Annotated in this window: 12 protein-coding genes, 1 tRNA gene and 10 pseudogenes; 14 read left to right on the forward strand and 9 right to left on the reverse strand. The window is 67.1% G+C overall.

Translation table 11 applies throughout. The features are described 5' to 3' along the window. Positions 1-165: 165 nt before the first annotated feature. Together G4Q83_RS02315 and G4Q83_RS02320 are read right to left on the reverse strand one after the other, a co-directional pair. Positions 166-1185, reverse strand: a pseudogene (locus G4Q83_RS02315) (IS5 family transposase). 71 nt (positions 1186-1256) lie between these two features. After that, positions 1257-2407 (reverse strand): annotated as a pseudogene (locus G4Q83_RS02320) (IS3 family transposase). Between the two features lie 56 nt (positions 2408-2463). On the opposite strand from G4Q83_RS02320, the pseudogene G4Q83_RS02325 reads away from it, so the two are divergent. Continuing rightward, positions 2464-2649, forward strand: a pseudogene (locus G4Q83_RS02325) (IS5-like element ISCARN85 family transposase); the annotation flags it as partial. Between the two features lie 6 nt (positions 2650-2655). Here the strand turns inward: G4Q83_RS02325 and avrBs3 are convergent. After that, on the reverse strand, positions 2656-6084 hold the full coding sequence (avrBs3, locus tag G4Q83_RS02330; protein WP_185817326.1) for a type III secretion system effector avirulence protein AvrBs3: 3429 nt from the start codon (positions 6082-6084) through the stop codon (positions 2656-2658). A 335-nt stretch (positions 6085-6419) separates the two neighbouring features. Here avrBs3 and G4Q83_RS02335 point away from each other — a divergent pair. The 5 genes and pseudogenes from G4Q83_RS02335 to G4Q83_RS24395 form a co-directional block, all read left to right on the forward strand. Beyond that, a pseudogene (locus tag G4Q83_RS02335) lies at positions 6420-6740 on the forward strand (TonB-dependent receptor); the annotation flags it as partial. 495 nt (positions 6741-7235) lie between these two features. Then, complete coding sequence (locus tag G4Q83_RS02340; protein ID WP_128421472.1) at positions 7236-8066, forward strand: 2Fe-2S iron-sulfur cluster-binding protein; 831 nt, start codon at positions 7236-7238, stop codon at positions 8064-8066. Then, positions 8053-9054 (forward strand): FAD binding domain-containing protein, encoded by a 1002-nt coding sequence (locus G4Q83_RS02345; RefSeq protein WP_128421473.1) that lies wholly within the window; start codon positions 8053-8055, stop codon positions 9052-9054. Before G4Q83_RS02340 ends, G4Q83_RS02345 begins: the two co-directional genes overlap by 14 nt. Positions 9055-9184: 130 nt before the next feature. Next, positions 9185-10983, forward strand: a pseudogene (locus G4Q83_RS02350) (xanthine dehydrogenase family protein molybdopterin-binding subunit); the annotation flags it as partial. After that, a complete protein-coding gene (locus G4Q83_RS24395; protein WP_425509755.1) occupies positions 10977-11270 on the forward strand; it encodes a molybdopterin cofactor-binding domain-containing protein in 294 nt (97 codons plus the stop codon). The pseudogene G4Q83_RS02350 and the gene G4Q83_RS24395, both read left to right, overlap by 7 nt. Before the next feature lie 28 nt (positions 11271-11298). Here the strand turns inward: G4Q83_RS24395 and G4Q83_RS02355 are convergent, their stop codons facing one another. From G4Q83_RS02355 to G4Q83_RS02365, 3 genes are all read right to left on the reverse strand, one after another. Continuing rightward, positions 11299-11904, reverse strand: a complete 606-nt coding sequence (locus G4Q83_RS02355) for a nucleotidyltransferase family protein (protein WP_128421474.1) — start codon at positions 11902-11904, stop codon at positions 11299-11301. Beyond that, entirely contained in the window at positions 11901-12935 is a 1035-nt protein-coding gene (locus tag G4Q83_RS02360; RefSeq protein ID WP_246432249.1) for an XdhC family protein, read from the reverse strand. The genes G4Q83_RS02355 and G4Q83_RS02360 overlap by 4 nt, the downstream gene beginning before the upstream one ends. A gap of 433 nt (positions 12936-13368) precedes the next feature. Next, on the reverse strand, positions 13369-14469 hold the full coding sequence (locus G4Q83_RS02365; RefSeq protein ID WP_246432250.1) for a winged helix-turn-helix domain-containing protein: 1101 nt from the start codon (positions 14467-14469) through the stop codon (positions 13369-13371). Positions 14470-14987: 518 nt separating this feature from the next. Between G4Q83_RS02365 and G4Q83_RS02370 the strand changes: the two genes are divergently transcribed. Next, the gene (locus G4Q83_RS02370) at positions 14988-16292 is read left to right on the forward strand and encodes a sugar MFS transporter (RefSeq protein ID WP_128421477.1); all 1305 of its coding nucleotides are present in this window, start codon (positions 14988-14990) and stop codon (positions 16290-16292) included. Between the two features lie 115 nt (positions 16293-16407). Continuing rightward, the gene (locus G4Q83_RS24960; RefSeq protein WP_158255067.1) at positions 16408-16569 is read left to right on the forward strand and encodes a hypothetical protein; all 162 of its coding nucleotides are present in this window, start codon (positions 16408-16410) and stop codon (positions 16567-16569) included. A 108-nt stretch (positions 16570-16677) separates the two neighbouring features. On the opposite strand, the gene G4Q83_RS02380 is transcribed toward G4Q83_RS24960, so the two are convergent. Next, the gene (locus G4Q83_RS02380) at positions 16678-17082 is read right to left on the reverse strand and encodes an H-NS histone family protein (RefSeq protein WP_128421479.1); all 405 of its coding nucleotides are present in this window, start codon (positions 17080-17082) and stop codon (positions 16678-16680) included. A 320-nt stretch (positions 17083-17402) separates the two neighbouring features. Here G4Q83_RS02380 and G4Q83_RS02385 point away from each other — a divergent pair. Both G4Q83_RS02385 and G4Q83_RS02390 read left to right on the forward strand, forming a co-directional pair. Beyond that, a tRNA-Ala gene (locus tag G4Q83_RS02385) sits at positions 17403-17478 on the forward strand. Between the two features lie 223 nt (positions 17479-17701). Further along, a complete protein-coding gene (locus tag G4Q83_RS02390) occupies positions 17702-18070 on the forward strand; it encodes an Arm DNA-binding domain-containing protein (protein WP_425480330.1) in 369 nt (122 codons plus the stop codon). A 105-nt stretch (positions 18071-18175) separates the two neighbouring features. On the opposite strand, the pseudogene tnpA reads toward G4Q83_RS02390, so the two are convergent. Beyond that, a pseudogene (gene tnpA, locus G4Q83_RS02395) lies at positions 18176-18607 on the reverse strand (IS200/IS605 family transposase). A gap of 243 nt (positions 18608-18850) precedes the next feature. Here tnpA and G4Q83_RS02400 point away from each other — a divergent pair. From G4Q83_RS02400 to G4Q83_RS02415, 4 pseudogenes are all read left to right on the forward strand, one after another. Then, positions 18851-20001 (forward strand): annotated as a pseudogene (locus G4Q83_RS02400) (IS3 family transposase). Then, positions 19998-20628 (forward strand): annotated as a pseudogene (locus G4Q83_RS22870) (IS630 family transposase); the annotation flags it as partial. The pseudogenes G4Q83_RS02400 and G4Q83_RS22870, both read left to right, overlap by 4 nt. Further along, positions 20622-20759, forward strand: a pseudogene (locus G4Q83_RS02410) (IS5/IS1182 family transposase); the annotation flags it as partial. The pseudogenes G4Q83_RS22870 and G4Q83_RS02410, both read left to right, overlap by 7 nt. A 274-nt stretch (positions 20760-21033) precedes the next feature. Further along, positions 21034-21354, forward strand: a pseudogene (locus G4Q83_RS02415) (TonB-dependent receptor); the annotation flags it as partial. A 448-nt stretch (positions 21355-21802) separates the two neighbouring features. Here the strand turns inward: G4Q83_RS02415 and G4Q83_RS02420 are convergent. Further along, on the reverse strand, positions 21803-23860 hold the full coding sequence (locus tag G4Q83_RS02420) for a TonB-dependent receptor (protein ID WP_128421824.1): 2058 nt from the start codon (positions 23858-23860) through the stop codon (positions 21803-21805). Positions 23861-23888: the final 28 nt, after the last annotated feature.

Consider the following 23888-nt stretch of genomic DNA (forward strand, 5'->3'; position numbering starts at 1 on the left):
GAACGTCGCCGCGCAGCGCCCGAATCGAACCGCGCAGGCTGTGATATCCGCGTCACGGCGGCTTCGCTAGGGAAGGTCTGAACAAGCCACCGATCCAAGCGGCGTGATCGGATGCGGCTGATTGACCGGCAAATGGATACGCATATTTCACTCATTCAGGCCATTTCAGGCCGTAACCTGCGGAAACACCCCATCCTTTCCAGTTCGCAGGCACACCTTCCCCGTCATCGCCAACAACTGCCTGCGCGCCATCCATAGGTTCGACAACGCAAACAGCACGTTCAACTGCGCATCGTTCTTGGCCAGCCCCCGATAACGCACCTTCCGGTGACCGAACTGCCGCTTGATCACCCTGAACGGATGCTCCACCCGCGCCCGCACCTTGGCGATCAGGTGCTCGACGAGTTCGCTGAGAGTCTTCAACTCGCCCTCCGCCAGCGCCCTGATCCGGCTCCGCCGCTCGGCAATGTTCCAGCACACGCGCTTACCCTTCAGTTCCTCGCGCTTGTCCGCCCCGGTCTACCCCGCATCGGCGTAGACCTCGCGCTCCTTGCCGTGCAGCAACTTCTCCGACTGCGTCACATCGGCCACGTTCGCGGCGATCGACACCACCGTGTGCACCAGGCCCGAGTCCCGATCCACCCCGATGTGCGCCTTCATCCCGAAGAACCACTGCTGGCCTTTCTTGGTCTGGTGCATCGTCGGATCGCGCGTGCCGCTGCTGTTGTTCGTCGAACTCGGCGCCTCGATGATCGTGGCGTCCATGATCGTTCCCTGCCGCAGCAACAATCCCTTGCCTTGGAGATGCCGGTTCACCGCCTCCAGCAGCTTCGGCGCCAATCCATGCCGTTCCAGCAAATGCCGGAAATTGAGGATCGTCGTCTCATCCGGTATCGCCTCCAGCAACGACAGCCGTGCGAACTGACGCATCGAGGCGATCTCATACAGCGCCTCCTCCATCGCCGGATCGCTCAACGCATACCACTGCTGCAGGAAGTGAATGCGTAACATCGTCTCCAGCCCATACGAATGGCGGCCTCGACCGGCCTTCGGGTAGTGGGGCGCGATCTGCGACAGCAGCGCGCTCCACGGCACCACCTGTTCCATCTGCGCAAGGAACACCTCGCGGCGGGTCCGCTTGCGCTTACCGGCATGCTCGGCGTCGGAGAAGCTAAGCTGCGTCATGTATCGCGCCCTCGATCAGATCTTGATAGTGTCGCCGATATGGGGTGGACCGGCCAGATTTCCGTAGACACTCAGTCGCCGCTCTGCGCGTAGCGCCTTTCAAACTCTACCGGTGACACGCCGCCAGCGGAACCATGCCGGCGGATCGGGTTGTAGAACATCTCGATATAGTCGAACACGTCCGATGCCGCCATGGCGCGTGTCGGGTAGATCCGACGCTTGATACGTTCCTTCTTCAAGACGCTGAAGAAGCTCTCGGCCACGGCGTTGTCATGGCAGTTCCCGCGTCGGCTCATGCTCGGCACCATCCGGTGCGCCTTCAGGAACGACTGCCAATCGCTGCTGGTGAACTGGCAGCCCTGGTCGGAGTGCACCATCACGCCAGGACCGGGCTTGCGCCGCCACGCCGCTGCCACCAGTGCCTGCAGCACCAGATCGCTGGTCATTGTCGAAGCGGTTGCCCAACCCACGATCTGGCGCCAATACAGCTCCATTACCGCTGCCAAGAACAGCCAGCCCTCGTAGGTGCGGATATAGGTGATGTCCGTGACCCAGACCTTGTTCGGGGCCTGCGGAATGAAGTCCCGGTTGAGCACATTCGCCACCACGCCGACCGGACCTCCCCGCTAACGCGGCTTGCTGCCGTAGCCAACCTGCGCTCGCAAGCCTTCGGCCTTCATCAAGCGCCGCACCCGGTGACGGCTGCAACGCTCGCCGGCCTCACGCAGATCCAGGGTGAGCTTGCGATAGCCGTACACCGCGCCGCTGGCCAGCCAGTGGTGCTTGATCAGGCCCAGCAAGCGCTGGTCCTCGCGTTCGCGGACGCTGGTGCCGTTGCGCAGCCAGGCCTAGTAACCACTGCGATGCACGCCCAGCACCCGGCACATCGTCGCCAGACGAAACTCCCGGACGTGCGCACGCATGAACGCGTACTTCGCCCTTACCCCTTGGCAAAGTACGCGGCGGCTTTTTTTAGGATGTCGCGCTCCTCGGTTACCCGCCTCAGTTCGGCCTTGAGCCGGCGAATCTCCGCTGAGTCGGTCGACGCCGCTGCAGCGCCGGCTGCCGGCGCCATCTTCCTGGCGGCCTGCACCCACCCGTATAGCGTGTGCTTGGGAATCCCGATTCGGGAGGCCACATCCACCACCGTGAAGCCGCGTTCGATCACCTGCTTCACCGCCTCGGCCCGGAACTCATCCGTGTACTGCTTGCTGTTGCCCATAAACACCTCGGTCATTGCCATCAATTATGGCGTCCGGATGTCTACGAAAGGCTGGCCGGTCCAATCGGGTCGAGCCTTGGGAATACAACCGGGAGATGTACAAGCGGCGCAACGAAGTGGAGAGACTGTTCCGTCGCCTGAAAGGCTACCGCCGGATTTTCTCGCGCTTCGAGAAGCTGGATGCCATGTTCCTTGGATTCCTCAGCTTCGTCCTGGTCGTTGATGGGCTTCGGATGTGTTAACAGGCCCTAGGAAAAGACATTCATCAACCATGCCGTTTCCTCTTCGTCGAACACTGGAAAACTTTCCACCGCTCCAGGGGAGAAGGAGAAGTCCGCATATTCTTGGAAAGCAGTGTTGGAAACTGCCAGATCCTCGTCCGTCGGCATTCCAGGATCCCGGAGGCCGCTGGCTATGGAAAGCGAGCGTTTTGTACTCCTGCTGCTGGCGAAGGGGAGATGAGGAGCGTCTCGATGTTCGGGAATGGGCGCATCGGCCATCTGCTGTGCTGGGAACCTGTGCACTGGATCATCGGATCGAAACCGTTTGCGGCTGCTTGACCCAGCCGGGGATGCATCCTGCATCGGGCTGGGCGCATCCAATTCGCGCTCCAGGGAATCGGCGAATTCATGCAAGGACTCCTGAATCGGAGCTTGAACCGAAGCAGAGGGCGGTTTCATCAATGCATGGAGAATGCGCTGCCAACGCTGGGATGCCGCGGGGATAGTTCCACTGAGGGCTTCGAGTTCTGTGACGCCAAAACGGCGAAATAGTTGTAACAACTCTTGCTTGCTCATCTCGAACTCGGCCGTCGCTTCATGAAATGCATGCGTTGGATTGGAGTGGCCCTGGAAGAAACTCAGCAATCGAAGTATTTTTCCGAGTTCGGCTCCGTGGTGGGCCGTACGTTCGGGAACACGCTTATTCATTTTCCTGATCAATGCCACCGTCCGTGGCAAACCGTTCTTGACCGCCTCCAACGCAGGACGTCCGCCGAGGCAGGCCAAGGCGACGAGGCGATCGTTGGTAAAAGCTGCCAACGCCGGGTGAGGAGTGGATAACTGGGCAACAACACCTTCCAGCGCCTGCTTGCCGCCGCCGTTGCTGGCGATGCCCACGACCTGCGCCGGGGTCAGGCCATAGGGGGGCTTGCACAACTCGGGCAGCAGCCGCTGCACCGTCTCCAGCGCCTGCTTGCCGCCGATGTTGCTGGCGATGCCCACGACCTGCGCCGGGGTCAGGCCATAGAGGGGATCGCACAGCACGGGCAGCAGCCTGTGCACCGTCTCCAGCGCCTGCTTGCCGCCGCCGTTGCTGGCGATGCCCACGACCTGCGCCGGGGTCAGGCCATAGAGGGGATCGCACAGCACGGGCAGCAGCCTGTGCACCGTCTCCAGCGCCTGCTTGCCGCCATCGTGGCTGGCGATGCCCACGACCTGCGCCGGGGTCAGGCCATAGGGCCGCGCGCACAACTCGCGCAGCAGCCTGCGCACCGTCTCCAGCGCCTGCTTGCCGCCATTGTGGCTGGCGATGTCCACGACCTGCGCCGGGGTCAGGCCATAGGGCGGTGCGCACAGCACGGGCAGCAGCCTGCGCACCGTCTCCAGCGCCTGCTTGCCGCCATCGTGGCTGGCGATGCCCACGACCTGCGCCGGGGTCAGGCCATAGGGCCGCGCGCACAACTCGGGCAACAGCCCGCGCACCGTCTCCAGCGCCTGCTTGCCGCCGCCGTTGCTGGCGATGCCCACGACCTGCGTCGGGGTCAGGCCATAGGGCCGCGCGCACAACTCGGGCAACAGCCCGCGCACCGTCTCCAGCGCCTGCTTGCCGCCGCGGTTGCTGGCGATGCCCACGACCTGCGCCGGGGTCAGACCATAGGGCCGCGCGCACAACTCGGGCAGCAGCCTGCGCACCGCCTCCAGCGCCTGCTTGCCGCCATCGTGGCTGGCGATGCCCACGACCTGCGCCGGGGTCAGGCCATAGGGCCGCGCGCACAACTCGGGCAGCAGCCTGCGCACCGTCTCCAGCGCCTGCTTGCCGCCATCGTGACTGGCGATGCCCACGACCTGCGCCGGGGTCAGGCCATGGGGTGGCGCGCACAACTCGGGCAGCAGCCTGCGCACCGTCTCCAGCGCCTGCTTGCCGCCGATGTTGCTGGCGATGCCCACGACCTGCGCCGGGGTCAGGCCATGGGGGGGCGCGCACAGCTCGGGCAGCAGCCGCTGCACCGTCTCCAGCGCCTGCTTGCCGCCGTCGTTGCTTGCGATGCCCACGACCTGCGCCGGGGTCAGGCCATGGGGTGGCGCGCACAGCTCGGGCAGCAGCCGCTGCACCGTCTCCAGCGCCTGCTTGCCGCCATCGTTGCTTGCGATGCCCACGACCTGCGCCGGGGTCAGGCCATGGGGTGGCGCGCACAGCTCGGGCAGCAGCCTGTGCACCGTCTCCAGCGCCTGCTTGCCGCCGCCGTGGCTGGCGATGCCCACGACCTGCGCCGAGGTCAGGCCATGGGGCGGTGCGCACAGCTCGGGCAGCAGCCGCTGCACCGTCTCCAGCGCCTGCTTGCCGCCATCGTGGCTGGCGATGCCCACGACCTGCGCCGGGGTCAGGCCATAGAGGGGATCGCACAGCACGGGCAGCAGCCTGTGCACCGTCTCCAGCGCCTGCTTGCCGCCGCCGTGGCTGGCGATGCCCACGACCTGCGCCGAGGTCAGGCCATGGGGCGGTGCGCACAGCACGGGCAGCCGCCGCTGCACCGTCTCCAGCGCCTGCTTGCCGCCGATGTTGCTGGCGATGCCCACGACCTGCGCCGGGGTCAGGTGCAGTGGTTCGCCAGTAAGCGCATTGCGCAATGCTTGGACTGCCTCAAGCGCTGGAGCGCCGCCACGTTTTGCAATCTTGATCAGTTGGCATGTTTCCAACTGTAACGGCGGGCCTCTCAAATTCTCCGCCACCGTAGGCAATGTCTGCAGGGTTCGAGCGCCCGACCACTGTTTACCCACTTCTACGATTTGTTTGTGTGTCGCCTCGGGCAGCACCGTGATAATCGCCTGATACCTGTCAGCCACGGTCCCTAACGATGCCGCATGTTTGCTGAGCTCAATGATCTGCACGTGCGTAAACCCATGGTCGGCCAATGCCGCGTGATGCTGCGCCACTGTCGACCAAGCACCTGGCTTGATCTGCTCCCGTTGCTTCTGGGTGTAGCCTAGCGCACTCAGATCCACACTCTCTGCAGACGAAGCGAAGGTCTGGGCAGAACTCCGCCGCCGCGCTGCCGCCTGGACGCGAGGCGGGGTTGGCGATGGAGCAGTGACAGCCGCGCCAGAGTGGGACTGCGGTTCATACGCTGTGCGCAGAACCGACTGCACCACGGCGTTCTCTCCAGGTACAGCGTCTGCACTGTGAGCGTCCAAGGAAGGAAATGTATAAAGCGATGGATCAAACCGACGCAGCAGTTCGCTGAAGCCGCCCACCGAAAAAGCAGGCGAGGATTCGGGCGTGGCCGGCCGGCGGGTCGGGGACACCACCGGCCGAGCGGGCAAGCCATCAAGGGGGCTGCTGGCGAAGGGGCTGCTGGCGGCCGTAGACGCGAGCCGACCAACAATGGGCTGAGCCTCATCCGATCCGGCCTGCGGCTCCCGGGCAGGACTTGGCGTGCGAGAACGAATGGGTTCCATCAGCCGTTCCTCTTTCAAAAGTGCTTATGCCCGGAAGACTAAACCCTTTGGTTCCCGACGCCCTTTCCCCAACTTCGCATAGCGGCACAGGTTTTCGGATGGGAGCTCGGGCGGGATCATTCGGCGCTCCCGCATCAGGCTCGAGCCTGCATGGGGTCGCAATACGGAACCCCGATCCTCCTGATCAACGATGAGGAAGCCGCTAAGCGGGCCCATGACTGCGGGCCAGGGCCAATATAGGAATCCCCCGCGCGGAACTTGCTATCGCGTCTGCATTCAATGGGTTGCCAGAGAAGAGAAATGGCGGTTTTTCGCACGAATCCCTGCCGAGCCTCTTCCACGCGCGCCACACCGACGACGGCACGTTCTACATCGCAATCCCGCTGCTGTCACGCAACAACGGCAGCGGCCTGGCCAGCTTCCCCAGCCTGGACGCGCCGACCGGCACCCTGCTCAGCAGCGACTTCCGCAACATGACCTTGCCGGTCGGCCCGAACGGGGAGACGATCCGGCGCGACCTGGCCGATGGCCGCGGCATCAACATCGACCTGTTCGGCGGCGAACTGGACTGGCAGCTCGGCGACCGGACCCTCTCCGACCGCTTCAGCGTGATGGGCGGCACCGCGCCCACCTATGCGCTATTCATCGGCAGCGCTACGCCGACCTGACCAACAGCCAGCGCCTGCCGTGCTACGAAAAGCTCGACGTCGGCGCCAGCCTGCATGCCGGCGAGCACTGGGGGGCACCGCCAGCGGCAACATGACCGACGAACTGGACCTGGCCGAAGGCTGCGCGCGCGTGCCCGGCGCCGCCACCGGCGGCGTGTTCACGGGTCGCCCGATCGCTGGACTCCAGTAGCAGCTGTCGGTGGCGTACCGCCGGTAGCGCATCCGCATTCCCGCCGCCGGCGTTTGCGATCGGCACAATGTCGACAGTGCAGCGTGCTGTACCGGCATGCGCATCACCCTGCCGTCGCAGTGCCTTCGCAGTGCCTTCGCAGTCTCTTCGCGGGACCGCAGCAATGCTGGCTACCGGCGTGTCATTGCGCGCCGCCCCCTGGCGCCGCGATGGCGCCGCCGCTCCCAGGTCGAACCGTCGCCTCCGCCACACATCGCGCGGCGTTGCGGCGGTCCCCCATGCAGGAGAGACCGATGCAGCACGACCCCCTCCCTTCCCCCGCCGCGCGCGACGCCGCCGGGATACCGCGCGATGCGCCGCTGAGCGACGACGAGGCGGCGCTCGCGCGCAGGCTGGGCGTCAACGGCCTGTCGCGTCGCGAATTCATCGCCCTGCTGTCGGCCGCCGGGCTGAGCAGCGCAGGCGGCCAGATCGCCTTCAGCGACGCCGCGTTCGCTGCCCCGGCCAGCGTGCCGCTGCCGCAGAATGCGCTGCCGGTGGTGCTGTGGATCAACGGCCAGCGCCACGCGCTGACGCTGGACCCGCGTACCACGCTGCTGGACGCGCTGCGCGAGCACCTGGCGCTGACCGGCACCAAGAAAGGCTGCGACCACGGCCAGTGCGGCGCCTGCACGGTGATCGTCGACGGCGAACGGCGGCTGGCCTGCCTGACCCTGGCGGCGCAGGCCGAGGACGCGCAGGTCACCACCATCGAAGGCCTGGTCGACGGCGAACGGCTACATCCGATGCAGGCCGCGTTCGTGCAGCACGACGGCTTCCAGTGCGGCTACTGCACGCCTGGGCAGATCTGCTCGGCGGTGGCGCTGCTCAACGAGATCAAGCGCGGCGACGCCAGCCACGTCAGCGCCGATGTCAGCCAGCCGGTGACCGAACTCAGCGACGCGGAAGTGAGCGAACGCATGAGCGGCAACATCTGCCGTTGCGGTGCCTATCCCAAGATCGTCGCCGCGATCCAGGACGTGCACAGCGGCGGCGCGCCGCGCCCGCTGACCTGGCGCTACGTCGACCAGTCCGAACTGACTGCGGCGAAGATGGCGAAGGAGGTGGCCGATGACGCCGTTTAAGTACCAGCGCGCCAATTCTCCCGAGGACGCGGTGCGCCGCGTCGCCGCCAACCCGGGCGCGCGCTTCCTGGGCGGGGGCACCAACCTGCTCGATCTGATGAAGGAAGGCGTGACCGATGCCGACGAGATCGTCGACCTGACCCGACTCAAGGACCTGGCCGAGATCGGCGAGACCGCCGACGGCGGCCTGCGCCTGGGCGCACTGGCCAACAACACCCACACCGCCAACCATCCGTTGGTGCGCCAGCGCTATCCGCTGCTGAGCCAAGCGATCCTGGCCGGGGCGACGATGCAACTGCGCAACATGGCCAGCAACGGCGGCAACCTGCTGCAGCGCACCCGCTGCGGTTATTTCTACGACACCGCCCTGCCCTGCAACAAGCGCGATCCCGGCAGCGGCTGCGGCGCGCGCGAGGGGCTCAACCGCACCCATGCGATCTTCGGCCACAGCGAACACTGCGTGGCGGTGCATCCGTCGGACATGTGCGTGGCGCTGGCCGCGCTGGATGCGACGGTGCAGGTGCGCACGCCGGCCGGTACCCGCCGCGAGATTCCCTTCGCCGAGTTCCACCTGCTGCCCGATGCGCGCGCCGACCTGGACAACCAGCTGGCGCATGGCGAGCTGATCGAGTCCATCGTCCTGCCGGCGCAGCGCTTCGCCGCGCACAGCCACTACCTGAAGGTGCGCGACCGTGCCAGCTATGCGTTCGCACTGATCTCGGTCGCCGCGGCGCTGGCGCTGGAGCCGGACGGACGCATCCGCGAAGCACGCATCGCCATGGGCGGCGTGGCGCACAAGCCGTGGCGCGCGCACGCCGCCGAACGCGCCCTGCGCGGACAGCGCGCCGACGAGGCCGCCTTCGCCGCCGCCGCGCAGGCCGAGATGGCGGCGGCGCGCCCGCTGGCGCACAACGCCTACAAGGTGCCGATGGGCATGCACGCGATGATTCGCGCCCTGCACCGCGCCAGCGGCAGCGATGCCGCGTGAACGCCGAACCGGAGAATCTGCAATGAGCTATATCGGCAAGGAAATGCGTCGCGTCGATGGCTACGCCAAGGTCACCGGCAAGGCGCGCTATGCGGCGGAGTTCCAGATCCCGCACCTGACCCATGGCTACATCCTCACCAGCACCATCGCCAAGGGTCGCATCGTCCGCATCGACACCGGCGCCGCCAAGGCCGCGCCGGGCGTGATCAAGGTGCTGACCCACCTCAACTCGATCAAGCCGGTCTCGGACGAAGTCAAGAAGAAGGGCGAGGACCTGTCGTTCCGCGCCATGCTCGACGACCGCATCCATTTCAGCGCCCAACCGATCGCGGTGGTGGTGGCCTCCACCTTCGAGCAGGCGCGACATGCCGCGCGGCTGATCCAGGTCGACTACGCGGCCGAGACGCCACGCACCGATTTCGACGCGCTGCTCGGTCAGGCCCACGATCCGACCCCGGAAGAATCACCGCGGCCACGCGGCGATCCGGCCGCCGCGTTCGCCGCCGCGCCGGTCAAGCTACAGGCCGCGTACACGATGCCGATCGAGCACCACAACCCGATGGAACCGCACGGCGGCATCGGCTACTGGATCGGCAACCGGCTGACCGTCATCAACAAGAGCCAGAGCGTCCACCAGGACCGCGAGCAACTGGCCGGCTACTTCGGCATTGCGCCCGAACAGGTCAATGTGGTGTCGCTGTTCGTTGGCGGCGCGTTCGGCTCGTGCCTGCGCCCGAACTACTACACCTTCCTGCTCGGCGCGGTGTCCAAGGCGGTCGGGCGCCCGGTCAAGCTCGTCTATACCCGCCGGCAGATTTCAGCGGCCACGGCTACCGCCCCTACTACCGGGTGGAGCTGGATCTGGGCGCCGACGCCGCCGGCGCGCTGCAGGGGATCCGCTACCGGCACGTGCTCAACACCTCGCGCATCGAGGCGTTCAACGAGGCCATCTTCCGCAATGCGCGTTCGCTGTACGCCTGCCGCAACGTGGAGGACCGCTTCGAAGTGGTGGAAACCGACCTGCCGACGCCACAGGCGATGCGCGCGCCCGGGACCATCAGCCAGATGTTCGGCATCGAGTGCGCGATGGACGAACTGGCCTACGCGCTGAAGATGGATCCGCTGCAGCTGCGCCTGGCCAACTACGCCGAGACCGACCCGGAGACCGGCAAGCCGTTTTCCAGCAAGGCGCTGCGCGAGTGCTACCGACTCGGCGCGGAGAGATTCGGCTGGAGCCAGCGCACCCCCGAGCCGCGCTCGATGCGCGACCGCCGGCTGCTGGTCGGCTGGGGCATGGCCACCGGCACCTGGGCGGCGATGCAGATGCCGGCGCTGGCGCGGGTGGTGCTCAAGGCCGACGGCAGCGCTCAGGTCGGCAGCGCCACCGCCGACATCGGCCCCGGCACCTATACGGTGATGACCCTGATCGCCGCCGAGTACCTGGGCCTGGACGCCACGCGCGTGCAATTCGAGCTCGGCGACACGCGCTTGCCCAAGGCGCCGTCGCAGGGCGGCTCGTGGACCACCGCCAGTGTCGGCAGCGCGATCCACGGCGCGGCGCGCGAGATCCGCGGCAAGCTGCTAGCACTGGCCAGGCAGGACGGGCAATCCGCGTTCGCCGACCTGGACGTGGACGCGGTGGAACTGGCCGGCGGCCAACTGCGCCCGACCGGCCAGCCCGGCGCCGGCCTGGACGTGGCCGGACTGATGCGCCAGCACGGTTTCCAGGAACTGGAAGTGGTCCACGAGTCCAAGCCCTCTCCGCAGCGCGAGAACTACGCCACCGCTGCACACGGCGCGCAGTTCATCGAGGTCAAGGTCGATCCGGACACCGGCATGGTGCAGGTGACCCGGGTCATCGAGGCCACCGCCTGCGGCAGGATCATGAACCCGCTGACCTCGCACAGCCAGGAAATCGGGGGGTGGTGATGGGCATCGGCATGGCGCTCAGCGAAGGCACCGAGGTCGACCACCGCTACGGGCGCATGCTCAACTCCTCGCTGGCCGACTACCATGTGCCGGTCAATGCCGACGTGCACCTGATCGAGACCATGTTCGTCGAGGAAGACGACAAGATCGTCAACCCGCTCGGGGTCAAGGGCATGGGCGAGCTGGGCATGGTCGGCATTCCCGCGGCCATCGCCAATGCCGTGTTCCATGCCACCGGCAGGCGCATCCGCGACCTGCCGATCACCCCGGACAAGCTGATCGGTTGAGCCGGGCCGGCGCCGGCGGCGCGCCGGGCTACGGATCCAGCCAGCCGCGCTCCACCGCGGCCAGCACGTCGCCCTGCGTATCCAGGTCCAGTGCCAGCGCCGGGGCGACGATGCAGCCGAGACCGTCCAGTGCCATCGCCTCCAACAGCGCGCGCAGGCCCTGGTCGCCGGACAGCGGCAGATCGCGCCAGCGCGCCTGCGCCACTACCGCCGGCATGCCGCGCACGCCGGCGTAGGCGCTGACCGCGCAACCGGACGCGGCGCGATACGCCGCCGCCAGCAGGTCCTGCAGATGCGCCGCACCCAGCGCTGGCTGGTCGCAGCCGAGCACCAGGCTGTGACTGATCGATGCATCCTCATGCACCGCGGCGCGCAGGCAGGCCAGGCTGCTGCCCATCCCGGCCGACCAGTCCGGGTTGATCACGATCTCCACCGGCAGGCCGTCCAGCGCCGGACGCAGCGCCTCGGCTTGTGCCCCCAGCACCACCACGCAGCGCGCTGGCGCCGACGCCAGCGCCAACCGCACCGCGCGGCGCAGCAGCGGCTCGCCGTCGCGGGTCAGCGCCTGCTTGGCATGGCCAAGGCGGCGGCTGGCGCCGGCGCCGAGGACCAGGGCGGCATGCGCGGGGCTCATCGCGCGACCCGCGTGCCGCGTTCGACGCGCGCCACCGCCGGCAGCGGCGGCACGGCATCGCCACCGTGCAATCGGGTCACCGTGCGCCGGCCCGGTTCCGGCACAGCGTCCGCCGACGTCGCGGCGCATTCGGCCTGCAACTGCGCGGCGATGCTCAGCGCGATCGCCTCGGCACCGCTGCCGCCGAGCCGCAATCCGATCGGCGAATGCAGTCGCGGCAACAGTTGCGCGTGCTGCTGCGGTCGCAACAGGCGGAACAGGTCCTCGCGCCGGCGCGCCGGTCCCAGCAGGCCCAGGAACGGGATCGCGCTCGCCGCCAGCGCGTCCAGCGCCTCGCGGTCCAGTTCGAAGTGGTGGTGCATCACCAGCGCCGCATCGCTGTCGGCGCACTCGGCCAGGGCCCGGGTCGGCGTGCACGCCAGCGCCAGGTCGGCCAGCATCGCCTGCCCTGCCCAGCGCGGACGCTGTTCCACCAGCGTGGTCATCCAGCCCAGCTGCCGCAGCAGTGGCAGCAGCACGGCGCTTTCGGGGCCGGCGCCGAACACACTGACCCGCGGCGGCGGCACCTGCACCTGGCCACTGCAGGCCGCCACGGCAGGCCGGGCCTGGCGCGGCAAGCGCCACTGCAGCACTTCGCCAGCCACCGTCGCGGCGACACCGCCGCCGGCATCCAGCGCCAGGGTCAAACCACCGCGCCGCTGCAACCATGCCTGCGCCAGGCGTTCGAAGCCGGGCAGCGCCGACAGCGGCAACAAGGCCAGGTGCAGGCGCCCGCGGCAGCCCACCGCCGAGCCGGACAGCAGATCCTCGTCGGCGCGCGTGTCGATCTCCATCCACGCCAGCGTGCCGGCCGCCGCCGCGCTCGCCGCGCAGCGCGCGATATCCGGTTCCAGGCAACCGCCGCTGAGCCAGCCCTGCTGCGCGCCGTCGACGCCGAACAGCGCGATCGCGCCGGCATGCGCGTAGGTGGAGCCTTCGGCAACCATCACCACCGCCAGCACCACGGGCGCGCGGTGTCGGCAGGCGAGCATGGCGTCTTGGAGACAGTGTCTGGCGGCGGACATGCGGCACAGGCCGTGGCTGGGAAGGACAGGGTAAATAGCGGCCTGTGGTGGCGAGGTGACTTGGCCGGCCGCCGGAAGCGCTGCGGCCATCGCAGGCGACGGCAAACCAGCAGGATCATGCGATCGAGACCGGGGTGCGCACGCATCGTCCCCACGCCGCCCGCGATGCAGGGACCACATGGACACCCACGCACCGGACACCGACATCGCCGATCGGATCCGGCGGCGCCTGCTCGGCGCCGCCGCGCCGACTGCCCTGCCCCTGGCCGGCACCGCCACAGCATGATGGGCGGCGCCAAGGCGCGCTACGATTGCATCGCGGCGTTTCCGGCCGGGCCTGCATCGCAGGGGGTTTTTGTTCGGGCGCAGGTGGGCAGCGCAGCGCCACAGGCGTGGCTCGCTAGCGCAGATGAAAACGCTCGAAACGCTCCAGCGCTGCGTCGATCGCCGCCTTCAGCGCGGGCCGCTGCGGCACCAGCCAGGTCCATTTCTGGATCCGCAGGCTGCCGGCCTGGCGATCCATTTTCAGGTCGAGCGCGGCCACGATGCGGTCGCCGACCAGCACCGGCAGCGCGAAGTAGCCGAGCACCCGCTGCGCCGCCGGCAGGTAGGCCTCGAAGCGGTGTCCGTAGCCGAAGAACTGCAGCAGGCGCTTGCGCTGGATCAGCAGCGGATCGAACGGTGACAGCAGATGCGCGAACGACGCGTCCAGCCGCGGCAGCGGCCGCTCCAGTAACGCCGGCTCGGCCCACAGCGCCGCCTGTTCCTGTCCTTGCAGATGCACCGGAAGCAGCTGCCTCCTGGCGACCGCGGTGGCGATCAGCGCGCGCACCGCCGCCTTGGCGCCGGCGTTGCCGTAGCACACCGACTCCACGCCGACGATGCCCTGCGCGCGCAGCGCCCGGTCCAGCAGGTAGCGCGCGTACTGCGCTGGGCTCGCCGGGCGCGGGCGCCGGCTCCAGCCGAAGTGGCGCACGGCCAGTTCGTAGGTCTTGAGCATGCCGCTGCGCTGGCCGACCACCAGATCGCCGCTGAAGAAGCCATAGCGCAACGCCGCGCGCGACGGCTTGCGGCTGCCCCACGGATGGGTCTTCTCGACCAGTACGTCGTCGTCGATGTCGCGGATCGACAACGGTCCGTCGTCGCGAATGCGCCGCAGCAGCTTCGCATAACCGGCGGGATCGACCTTGCCCGCCGCGTCCGTCCCGGCGCGATAGCGCGCCATCTGCGCCACGTACATGCGGTAGTCGGCGACCGGCACATAGGCCAGCGCATGCGTCCAGTACTCGAACACCGACTTGTCCTGCGACTGGACCCGCTCCAGGTCCTGTTGGCGGTACTCGGGGATGCGGCTGTACAGCACGTGGTGGTGGCTGCGCTCGATCACGTGGATGGTATCGATCTGCACATAGCCGAGATGCACGATGGCCTGCCGCACCGCCTCCGCACCCGCACCGAACGGCGCGGCGGCGGTCAGCCGCTGCGCATCGAGCCACAACACGCGCGCGCGGCGGCGAGCGGAACAGAGGCAACGCCTGTCTTCGGCATCGGTGCGGCATTCCGACGATCGCAGGATGCCGCAGAGCATAGCAACGCCGGACGCTGCGCGGCCGCCGCCGCACCGGCGACGTGCGCGGGCGGGAGCGGCGCGCGCTCGCTGTCGATGGAGACGCCCGCTGTGGCGTCGTCCACACCGGGCCGCGCAGCGGCTGGCGCCAATGCCGCGCCTGGCCGGCGCCGCGGCGGCGATCGGCCGCCACGGCCCTGCCCCCGGCCAGCGCCAGGACGACGCCCGCTGCAGCGCGGCATTGCAATACACGTATGGGCGCCGCGATTTAAATCATTGGTCGCGCCGCCAGCGTGCCACCTATCCTCGCCGCTGCGCTGGCGCCATGCCCGGTTTCGACATGGCGCCAGCCACGCGCGGCGACGGCGCGGCGGCGCGGCCATCGTGTCCGCAGGCGACGGCGCCGCGTGCCTACCGACAGACGCTGCAGCAGTGCGGAGAACGCATCCACCATGGCAGAACCGATCGGGCCGGCGGCCCCGCGCTCCACTCCCGCGCCACTGCCCGGCCATGCGCCGTCCTACCGCGCCGCACTGTCGCTGCTGGCCTCGCTGTTCTTCATGTGGGGCTTCATCACCGTCATCAACAACACGCTGCTGCCGCACCTGCGCAGCGTGTTCGAACTGAGCTACACCCAGGCCACGCTGATCGAATCGGTCTGGTTCATCGCCTACTTCTTCGCCTCGCTGCCGTCGGCCAAGCTGATCCAGCGGATCGGCTACCAGCGCGCGCTGGTCATTGGACTGGGCATCATGGCGCTCGGCGCGCTGGGCATGATCGCCGCCGCACGCCTGGTCTCGTACGGCATCACGCTCGGTTCGCTGTTCGTGATCGCCAGCGGCATCACCCTGCTGCAGGTCGCGGCCAATCCGTACGTCGCGGTGATCGGCACGGTGGACACCGCCTCGGCACGGCTCAACCTGATGCAGGCGTTCAACTCGGTCGGCACCACCCTGGCGCCGCTGTTCGGCGGCTACCTGATCCTGGGCCGCTCGGCCTCCGGCACCGCCAAGGGCGATGCCGTGCTGAGCCAGGCCGAACGCCTAGCCGACGCGCAGTCGGTGCAGTTGCCTTATCTGATCGTCGCCGCGGTACTGGTGGCGCTGGCCATCGTCGTCGCCCGCAGCAGGCTGCCGACGCTCGGCCAGGCCACCCGGCGCGCCACCAGCCAGGAACGCGCCAACCATTCGCTGTGGCGGCATCGCAATCTGGTGCTCGGCATCCCGGCCATCTTCATCTACCTGATCGCCGAGATCGGTGTCTCCAACCTGTTCATCAATTTCGTGTCGCAGCCGCACATTGGCAACCTCACCCACGAACAGGCCTCGCACTACCTGTTCCTGCTGTGGGGCGGGATGATGGTGGGACGTTTCGCCGGCAGCGCGCTGATGCGCGCGATCCGCCCGGAAACCGTGCTGGCGTCGTTCTCGGTCGGCGCGTTCGTGGTGGTGCTGCTGGCCGTGTTCAGCACCGGCCATGTCGCGATGTGGTCGCTGATCGCGGTGGGCCTGTTCCACTCCATCATGTTCCCGACCATCTTCACCCTCGGCATCAAGGGCCTGGGCCCGCTCACCGAGGAAGGCTCCGGCCTGCTGATCATGGCCATCGCCGGCGGCGCGCTGGTGGTGGTGCAGGGCTGGCTGGCCGATCATGTCGGCCTGCAACGCGCCTTCCTGCTCACCGCCGCATGCGAGCTGTACGTGCTGTTCTATGCGCTGTGGGGCGCGAAGACGCGGCCGCCGCCGGCCAACGCCTAGAACGGCGACGGCCGACACCACGCGGCGCGATGGCGCTGTGGCATGCCGACCGCGGGGCGCGGCGCCGCGCCCGGGGCGATGGATGGTGCTGCGCCGACAAACGGTAGAATGGGTGTTGGCCGAGTTGATGGAGCGTCGCCTTGGGCGACGGTTCCCGCTGCGCGGCGCGGCCGCAGCGGCCACGGAAATGGCACTGGCGGTGCTGTCCTGCAACCTCGAACGCCTGCGCAGCCTGCTCGGCGACAGGGAACTGATCGGAAGACTGCAGGCTGCCTGAATCCGTTCGTTTCCGGGAAAAAGCGACGCCCATTGCGGGACGCTGCTCGGTTCCGGGCCGGAACCAGTTCTGACGCAGGCTCCGATCCGGCCTTTTTCCTGCGGCCGATCAGTATTTGACCAGCGGGAATTTCAGGCCCGGGTGGCGCGTTTTCCATTCGTTGTAGGCGGCGGTGCCTTCCCAGGCGGCGAACGCCTTCGGCGTGCGGCCACGGCCGGACCAGGTCTCGCCGGTATGCGGCAGTTGATACTTCGGCTTGACCTCGCTGCGGCCGCCGGCGGACTTGGCGCTGGCTGGCTTGGGCGCCGCGCTGCTCACGTAGGCGGCGATCTCGTTGCGCTGCTTGGCGCTGAAGAATTCGGCGAACTGCTCCAGCAGCGACAGCACATTGCCATGGGCGGCGCTGGTCTCGCCTTCGCGCACCTGCTTCTCCTGCTCTTCCAGCTTGCGCATCTCTTCCTGCAGCTTGGCCTTGGCTTCGGCGATTTGTTGCAAGTTGCGAACTTCCGTCATTTTCTAAAGACCCGTGGATAATAAAAGTTGGAACGGTCGGAGTACGTCCTCCGGAACAACGAAATCGTCTGGCGGTGATTTCGGCTCGCGATTATATCCGTTCTCTGCCATCACTGCTCAGTTCTCTGCCATCACTGCCGGAATGCGGCGCCGCAGCCCGCATTCATCCACGGCCGGCGCGGCGCGCAGTCGTGCGGCTACGGATGCGGCACGCCTTGGGCCGGAGCGGTGCGGCGTCGCGTCCGGCCGACGCGTCCGCGCCGTCTGCATCGCCCCTCTTGGCACACATGCCCCGGGCCGTTAGACTGGGCGTCTGATGTGGGGCGGTAGCTCAGCTGGGAGAGCGTCGCGTTCGCAATGCGAAGGTCGAGGGTTCGATCCCCTTCCGCTCCACCACTTGTTCAGACAACTTAAAGCCCCGGAGTCGCCTCCGGGGCTTTTCTGTTTCACGATGACTCCAGGACCGCAGTTCGCTGGCACGCGCCCTGGCTCGATACAGCATTTTTATCAATAACTTAGGCGTGTCCATCATAGGCCGGTGCTTTCCGAAACGTGACCCGGCTTCCCCTCGCGTGGCTCCCATGCGGCTCTTGGAAACCGGGCTTTCCGAGGAGTCATCATGGCGAAGATCAAGCGCACCAAGTCCGCAGTCGATGCGGCGCACCCCCAGGCCAAGGCCATCGAACTGCGGGATACCGTGGTGCCCGGCTTCCTGTGCAAGATCACCCCGGCCAGCGGCAAGGTGTTCATGCTTCAGTACCGCACGAACGCCGGCGAGCGCCGGAAGCCCGCCCTGGGAAAGTACGGGGAACTGACCGTCGATCAGGCCCGCGTCATGGTGCAGGAGTGGCCGGCCGAGGTTCGCCGGAGCGCCTTGCGCGCGGCCAAGATTGCCGCGCGCAAGGCGCCGACCATGAAGGAGTATTGCCATATCTTCATGGAGGACTACTCCAAACAGCGCAACAAGCCCAGCACGCAGCGCGGCTAGTAAATATCCCCCGGCAAAGCCGGGGGCTTTAGAGATGTGAGCCGCTCAAAGCGGCTGCGGGAGCGCTACGCGCCTCCCTTGTTAGGGCCACCTGAAGGTGGCCGACTACCTCAGCAACTGCAATTGGTCCAAGCGCCGATCTTCCGCCTCTTGGTTCTGGATGTATGCCCCGATCAACCCTTCATCCCGACCTACCCTCGTAACGAAGTAACCTCGCGCCCAGAAGCTCTGCCCTACAAAGTTCCGCTTCCGCTCCCCATACACCCGCGCTAGGTGGATGGCGCTCTTGCCCTTGATATAGCCCACCACCTGCGACACCGCCTACTTCGGCGGAATCTTCAACAGCATATGGACGTGATCTGGCATCAGATGGCCCTCCTCGACCCGGCTCTCCTTCTGCTCGGCCAATCGCCGGAACACCTCTCCTAGATGCTTCCTCAGACCCACATACAGTGTCTTACGGCGACACTTCGGTATGAACACAACGTGGTACAGACACTCCCACCCGGTGTGACTTAAGCTCTCAAACTCATCCATCTCGGTTTCTCCGTCTCGTGTGCTTGGCCGCTCACGTTGCGGAGTCTCCGGGATGGACTCCCGGATACGTCAAACTTCTACTGCCTCCCCGGCAGAGCCGGGGGAACTCTCAGGTTGGTTTAGTGTTAACAGGCCCTAAGAACCTGTTCACGATCTTTTGAGTAGTAGTGTCAGGCATGCTGGACCGGCCAGCCTTTCGTAGACATCCGGACGCCATAATTGATGGCAATGACCGAGGTGTTTATGGGCAACAGCAAGCAGTACACGGATGAGTTCCGGGCCGAGGCGGTGAAGCAGGTGATCGAACGCGGCTTCACGGTGGTGGATGTGGCCTCCCGAATCGGGATTCCCAAGCACACGCTATACGGGTGGGTGCAGGCCGCCAGGAAGATGGCGCCGGCAGCCGGCGCTGCAGCGGCGTCGACCGACTCAGCGGAGATTCGCCGGCTCAAGGCCGAACTGAGGCGGGTAACCGAGGAGCGCGACATCCTAAAAAAAGCCGCCGCGTACTTTGCCAAGGGGTAAGGGCGAAGTACGCGTTCATGCGTGCGCACGTCCGGGAGTTTCGTCTGGCGACGATGTGCCGGGTGCTGGGCGTGCATCGCAGTGGTTACTAGGCCTGGCTGCGCAACGGCACCAGCGTCCGCGAACGCGAGGACCAGCGCTTGCTGGGCCTGATCAAGCACCACTGGCTGGCCAGCGGCGCGGTGTACGGCTATCGCAAGCTCACCCTGGATCTGCGTGAGGCCGGCGAGCGTTGCAGCCGTCACCGGGTGCGGCGCTTGATGAAGGCCGAAGGCTTGCGAGCGCAGGTTGGCTACGGCAGCAAGCCGCGTTAGCGGGGAGGTCCGGTCGGCGTGGTGGCGAATGTGCTCAACCGGGACTTCATTCCGCAGGCCCCGAACAAGGTCTGGGTCACGGACATCACCTATATCCGCACCTACGAGGGCTGGCTGTTCTTGGCAGCGGTAATGGAGCTGTATTGGCGCCAGATCGTGGGTTGGGCAACCGCTTCGACAATGACCAGCGATCTGGTGCTGCAGGCACTGGTGGCAGCGGCGTGGCGGCGCAAGCCCGGTCCTGGCGTGATGGTGCACTCCGACCAGGGCTGCCAGTTCACCAGCAGCGATTGGCAGTCGTTCCTGAAGGCGCACCGGATGGTGCCGAGCATGAGCCGACGCGGGAACTGCCATGACAACGCCGTGGCCGAGAGCTTCTTCAGCGTCTTGAAGAAGGAACGTATCAAGCGTCGGATCTACCCGACACGCGCCATGGCGGCATCGGACGTGTTCGACTATATCGAGATGTTCTACAACCCGATCCGCCGGCATGGTTCCGCTGGCGGCGTGTCACCGGTAGAGTTTGAAAGGCGCTACGCGCAGAGCGGCGACTGAGTGTCTACGGAAATCTGGCCGGTCCAGCAGGCCTACGTGTGCGAAAGGCGTCGGAGGACGAGAAACTGCGCATGCGGATCGTGCTGGGGTGCGCGGAAGGGCAACCGGGCAGAGTCATCGTCGAGCGTTTGGGCACAATGATCCAGACCGTGTCCAAGTGGCGACGCCGCTACGAAGCTTACCGGCTGGCCGGGCTGACGGATGCTCCGCGCGCAGGACGTCCGCGCACGGTGGGCGATGAGCAGGTCCAGCAGATCGTGGACAAGGTCCGCCAGAGCACGCCGGCAAATGCCATGCACTGGAGCGTGCGCCAGATGAGCCGGGAAACCGGGGTTTCCCGGCAACGGTGCAGCGTATCTGGCATGCTTTCGGTCTGAAGCCGCATTTGCAGGAAAGCTTCAAACTGTCCACCGACCCACATTTCGTGGACAAGGTGCGCGATGTCGTAGGGCGCTCCCTGGCCCCGCCGAATCGGGCGCTGGTGTTGTGCGTGGATGAGAAGAGTCAGATCCAGGTACTCAATCGGACCCAGCCTGGCCTGCCGCTGACCTATGGTAAGCCGGCCACGCGCACCCACGACGACCAACGTCAGGTACGACTTCGCTGTTCGCGGCGCTGGATTGGGCCGGATCCGGCAGGCGATGGTGTGCGGTCTGGAGAAGGTGCACCAGACGTTCGTGCCGAACATGGCGGCCTACAACTTGGTGCGCGTGCGCACGCTGGGCCAGGTCTGCGCGCCGATTGGAGCAAGGGCATGAATCGGGGTGTGCAGACCCCCTGGATGCCGCACGAGCGAGAGCAAAGGGCCTTTCCAGGCCCGCTTGTCCGACCGTCAATGGCCGCAGGAATCGATACCACTGCGGTCGGCAGGACTTGGCTGTTGGTATTTCAGCAGCCTGCTAAGCGGGCCCATGACTGCGGGCCAGGGCCAGTATAGGAATCCCCCGCGCGGAACTTGCTATCGCGTCTGCATTCAATGGGTTGCCAGAGAAGAGAAATGGCGGTTTTTCGCACGAATCCCTGCCGAGCCTCTTCCACGCGCGCCACACCGACGACGGCACGTTCTACATCGCAATCCCGCTGCTGTCACGCAACAACGGCAGCGGCCTGGCCAGCTTCCCCAGCCTGGACGCGCCGACCGGCACCCTGCTCAGCAGCGACTTCCGCAACATGACCTTGCCGGTCGGCCCGAACGGGGAGACGATCCGGCGCGACCTGGCCGATGGCCGCGGCATCAACATCGACCTGTTCGGCGGCGAACTGGACTGGCAGCTCGGCGACCGGACCCTCTCCGACCGCTTCAGCGTGATGGGCGGCACCGCGCCCACCTATGCGCTATTCATCGGCAGCGCTACGCCGACCTGACCAACAGCCAGCGCCTGCCGTGCTACGAAAAGCTCGACGTCGGCGCCAGCCTGCATGCCGGCGAGCACTGGGGGGCACCGCCAGCGGCAACATGACCGACGAACTGGACCTGGCCGAAGGCCGCGCCGATTGCGTGATGGGTTGCGCAGGCCGGCCGCCATCGCGGCATGTTGCCCAGCGCGACATCGCTTCAAATGTTTCATGCTGCCGTCAGCGAAGTGTTGGCGGGAGGGACTTCAATCGCGCCGCGCTCATCTGTATCGCCTGTGGCGACCGAACTCGCTCTACAGGGCGGCGGTTGCGCCATTCGATGCCGAGGCGCGGCTGCGGCGGTGCGGGCGGTGTCCACAAAAGCACAAAAGAATGAGGCCGCCCTTGTGCGGCCTCGCTTCTGGCGCGGGCGGAGGAGGGGGACCGCGCCGGAAGAGCCGGCGCGTCAGAAGAACAGGCGCACGCCGAACGACGCGTTGCGGCCCGGAAGCATCACGTCGTCCTTCAGGAACGAGGTGTGCACGCGCGCGTCCTGGTTGCTCAGGTTGTTGCCGTCCAGGAACACTTCCCACGCGGTGGCGCCGGCATCGACGTGGTAGGCCAGGTGCGCGTCGACCAGCGTGTAGCCGTCGGTCGGGGTCTCGTTGACCGCCACCTTGTCCTGCTTCTGGTAGCGGGTGGCGCCGAGCGAGGCGCGCCAGTGGCTGGCGTCCCAGCGCAGCTGCGCGCCGTAGCGTGCTGGCGCGATGCGCGGCAGGTTGCCGCCGTCCTTCAGCCGCGCGCGCACGGTGTCGCCGAACACGCGCAGGTCCCAGGCGCCGCTGTCGTTGTCGGCCAGGTGGAAGGTGGCCTCGCCCTCGAAGCCATGGAACACCGCGTCGGCCTGGGTCCATTGGCGGATCGGCAGGAAGTCGTTGTCTTCCTCGTGGAACCACTGCGCGCCGGTATCGACGATGTAGATGAAGTCGTTGTAGCGGTTGTAGTACGCGGCGACCTTGGCGTCCATCCACTCGTTCTTGAAGTTCAGCCCCAGCTCGGCCTGGTTGGCTTTTTCGGTCTTGAGGTCGGCGTCGCCGATCTCGTAGGCGAGGGTGGCGATGTGCGGGCCGTCGGCGAACAGTTCTTCCTCGGCCGGCGCGCGCTCGGCGTGGTCGAGGTTGGCGGTCAGGCGCCACTGTTCATTGAAGCGGAAGCCGCCGCTGAGCGAGAAGCTCTTCGGGGTGAAATCGCGGTCCACGCCGGTGTCGGTCTCGTACTTGACCTTGTCCACGCGCGCGCCGACCTCGGCGCTGACGCGCTCCCAGCTGTTGCGCGCCACGGCGAACACGCCCAGCGAGCGGGTGTCGGTCTTCGGCACGAACGCTTCCTCGCCGATCGCCTGGAATGTGGTGTCGCCGCCCTGCAGGCCGAACGCAGTCTGCCAGCCGCCACCGAAGGTGAAGGAGGCTTCGACGCGGCCTTCGTTGGCGCGCTTGTCGAAAACCGTTCCGACGTTCTCGCCCTCGAACTCGGTGTGGCTGTAGTCGGTGTGGCCGAAGCTGTAGCGCAGCGCGCTGCCGTCGCCCCACGGATCGTTCAGCCCGCCCTTGAGTTCGTAGCGGTCCTGGTGCATGCGCAACGACACGCCGCGCTCGCCCGCGGCCGGGTCGCCGGGCTCGCCCGGGTTGCCGTAGTTGTCGCGCAAGCGCGAGGCCGACACGCCGACGAAGCCCCAGTCGCCGGCCAGCGAGGCACCGATCGAGCCGGTCTTGGTGTCAATGAAGGAATTGGCCTGCCGGCCCTGCGGCGTGTCGTAGTCCTTCTGGTTGCGGTACACCCCGTCGGCATGGATCGACAGGCCGCTGCCGTTGCCGGCGTCGACCCGGAACATGTCGGTGTTGCCGTCCTTGTCGCCGCCGTCGAAGCGTACCTCGGCGCGGCCGTGGACACCGTCCACCGGGGTCTCGGCGATGCGCCCGTCGACCACGTTGACCACGCCGCCGATCGCGCCGGAGCCGTACAGCAGCGTGGACGGCCCTTTCAGCACTTCGATCTGGTCGGCCAGGAACGACTCCACCGCCGGCGAGTGGTCCTGGCTGACGGTGGACACGTCCTGGGTGGACAGGCCATCGCTGAGCACCGCCACGCGCGGGCCATCCAGGCCGCGGATGATCGGCCGGCCGACGCCGGGTCCGAAGTTGGAGCTCTGCACGCCGGGCAGGCTGGCCACGGTCTCGCCGATGCTGGCGCCGCGGTTCTCGTCCAGGCGCTCGCCGGCCAGCACCTCCACCGGCTTGCTCAAATCGCCTGCGGCATTGCGCAGCGGGCTGGCGGTGACCACCACCCCATCCATATCCTTCACGTGGCGATCCTGCTTGCGGCCGTGGGCATGGCGGCTGTCGCTGGGCGGCGGCGTGGCGTCGTCGGCCGCAGCGGCGGCCAGGGCAAGGGCGGGACTCAGCAGGGTAACCAGCGCCAGAGACAACGCGGTGCGGCGGAACGGGGGAGAACGGAACGAGGGCATAGGCATACCGGTGAAAGAAAGAAGGGGC

The organism is Xanthomonas theicola (assembly GCF_014236795.1).
GTDB lineage: Bacteria > Pseudomonadota > Gammaproteobacteria > Xanthomonadales > Xanthomonadaceae > Xanthomonas_A > Xanthomonas_A theicola.